General features: G+C 61.4%; 2 protein-coding genes. One reads left to right on the top strand and one right to left on the bottom strand.

Annotation, left to right across the window (positions count from 1 at the left end; genetic code table 11):
• Positions 1 to 144: 144 nt before the first annotated feature.
• Entirely contained in the window at positions 145 to 426 is a 282-nt protein-coding gene (locus VMH22_15400) for a hypothetical protein (protein ID HTW93075.1), read from the bottom strand.
• A 110-nt stretch (positions 427 to 536) separates the two neighbouring features.
• Here VMH22_15400 and VMH22_15395 point away from each other — a divergent pair, with 110 nt between their 5' ends.
• A complete protein-coding gene (locus tag VMH22_15395) occupies positions 537 to 1,874 on the top strand; it encodes a transposase (GenBank protein HTW93074.1) in 1,338 nt (445 codons plus the stop codon).
• Positions 1,875 to 2,913: the final 1,039 nt, after the last annotated feature.

Genomic DNA, 2,913 nt, shown 5'->3' with positions numbered 1-2,913 from the left:
CATCTGCGATACCTACTCGATTGCTTTCACGTCCGCCGAACGGTTTGCCGTTCAGCTGCAAGCCCGCCGCCGAACCGGCCTCTCGATGATACTACGATGTCCCTGCGGCGGGATTGTCAGCTGCACCGGCTTGTTCGGCGGCAATCACGCCGGGTTCTCGACGGCCACGAAGTCGTTCTCGGAAAGTCCGTACTCGAACTTGGCTTGGCTGAGTGCCTCGTCCCACGTCTCGTGCCAGGTATCCCCGCAGAACTCCCCGGCCGCGGTGTAGCGCACCAGAAAGAACGGTCCGTTCGGACCTTCGGGGTGGATTTCGACGCGGTCGGGTCGAGGCAGCTCGTCTGCAGAGAGTTCTCCGTTCCGGAGACCGGCGACCTTGTGGATCCCTGGCTGAAGAACTCTGGTGACGGTTGCGACGTACTTCATTCCGTTGTCCGCCGAACGCCCTGCCGTTCAGCGGTCTGGGCGCCGCCAAGTCGGCGTCGCGATTCTACGCCGAGGTCTCTGCGGCGACCAGATCCGTGAGCTAAAGGTTGTTGAAGAAGAAGGTGGGGATACCCCAAGAATTCGTCGAGTTCACGACAACCAACGAAGGAGTCATCCCCATGAAGAAGCGTATCTATCGCACGATGTCGGTCAACGCGTTTCAACCCTGCACGGTCCGCCGCGAGGACGTGGGCGGGCGGCTGGTCGTCGCTGTCGACATCGCCAAGGTGGACATGGTCGCGGCCTTCGCGGCGGCCGACGGCCGCATTCTGACGACCGTGCGGTGGAAGGCACCGACCGAGAACACGATGCTGCTCTCTGTCTTGCGCCAGTTCCGGGCTGCCGAGATGGTCGTCGAGGTGGTCATGGAGCCCTCGGGTAGCTACGGCGATGTCCTGCGGAACCAACTCCAGGCCGATGGCTTTCCGGTCTTCATGGTCAGTGGCAAGCGCACTTTCGATGCCCGGGAGGTCTACGATGGCGTTCCCAGCCTGCATGACGCCAAGTCCGCCGCGATCATCGCCAAGCTTCACTTCGATGGCATATCCAAGCGCTTCGTGCCGCCAGCTCCTGAGCGGCGGCAGCTTCGCGCTGCGATCACCATCATGGACCTTCACCAGCAGCGCTACCTGCAGCTGGTCGGACATCTGGAAGGCTTGCTCGCGCGCCATTGGCCCGAGTTGCCCAGCATCCTCGAGCTGACCTCCGCCTCGCTCATGGCACTGCTTGCTCGCATCGGCGGCCCGGCCGATGTCGCTGTCGAGCGTGACCGGGCTGCCAGGCTGCTGCATGGCCAGAGCCACGGGCTGATGGACCGGGGCAACATCACCGCGGTTCTCGACTCTGCCGCGAGCTCGGTGGGATTGCCGCTGGTCGGGCTAGAACGCGACGCCCTGATGGCTACCGCCGCCGAGGCGCACCGTTCTCTGCGCGCCTTCAAGGTGGCCAAGACCACGGTCGAGAAGCTCTCTCAGACCACGCCAGCCACGGCGCTGGCCCCCGTCGTCGGACAAGCCACCGCCGCTGTCGTGCTCAGCGATGTCGGGGACGCCAGATCCTTTCCCTGCACAGCCGCGTACCTCAAGGCCATGGGTCTCAATCTCAAGGAGAAGAGCAGCGGTACCTTGAAGGGGCAGCTCAAGCTCACCAAGCGTGGTTCTTCCCGCGTCCGCCAGTATTTGTGGCTGGCCGTCTATCGCTGGATCCAGAAGGACGCAATCGCGAACCGCTGGTACCAGCACAAGAAGCAACGTGATGGTGGCCGCTCTTCCCGCGCGGCCGTGGCCCTGATGCGCAAGCTCGCCAAAGCCCTCTTCCACGTTGCCCGTGGCGCCGTGTTCGACAGCAGCAAGCTCTTCGACGTTCGCCGCCTCGGTCTTCCCGCCTGAGATGCTCAAGCCTTCCACCCTGTGCGAAAGGAGAAACACACCACCAGCAAGACCTAGATCGAGAGCCACATGAGGTTTCCGACGGGTGACCTTCCGTTGCAGCAGACTCTGCGTCAAGCAAGAGCGACGTCCGTGTTGAGGCACCCCGAGGAATTTCGACTTGGTCCAATCGCCGTTGCAGCTCATTCGATGCCTTCCTGGACACCCTACGTGAGCGCTTTGCCTACCCTCGTCGATACCCTCCGGAATTCCTCTCCGCTCTGCCCCGACCCCACGCGATCCTTTTCGCCGCGTTTCTTTTCCACGCGACTCGGATCCCGTGCGTCCAGACAACCCTGATCACTCCCTGCTTTTTCTGCTTGCACTGCCTACGAGCGCTGCAACGGCTTGTTCGACGGAGCATGCTACATTGCCCACGATCATGGCAGTTCACCACCACTTCGAACGGCGTTCGCACTTGTGCCGTGAGCAGACCGCATAGTAGTCCCTGGGACTTTTGAGACCTTCCCTGCATATTTGCAGAAAGGCTAAACAGTTCGTAGGAGCAGGGCACCAGTCCGCCCGGACTGCTTTGGCGACGGCATATGGCTCGCGACACTGGGCGCAGCAGTCTTCTGGATCCAGGTCGGTGATCTCGCATTCTGAGTCGCCATTGCAAAACAAGTCTCTTGGCGTGGAACCTTTGTCCTTGCTCGGCTGACTTGTTGCACAGGAGCAAGACAACATCCAAGGAAGCACAGCGAGCGTACAAAAGAGAAGGATACGCCTCAACGTTTGACTTGTTAGCCTAGACGTCCTTATCAAGGTTACCTCCGACCAAGTTGGGGTTCCCCACGTCCGCCGAACGGTTTGCCGATAAGCTGCGGGCCCGCCGCACGAACCGGCCTCTCGATGATACTACGATGCCCCTGCGGCGGGACCGTCAGCTTCATCGGCTTGTTCGGCAGCCCTTTCGCCAGTCCGTCGTTCCCTATCATTCATCTTTGGGCTCGGCCATGCACGTTCCTCTCAGGCAAATCGCGACGAAGTCATCCAATCT

The sequence above is a fragment of the bacterium genome (assembly GCA_035505375.1).
GTDB lineage: Bacteria > Hydrothermota > Tepidihabitantia > Tepidihabitantales > Tepidihabitantaceae > UBA2258.
This window is presented reverse-complemented; position numbering and strand designations above follow the sequence as displayed.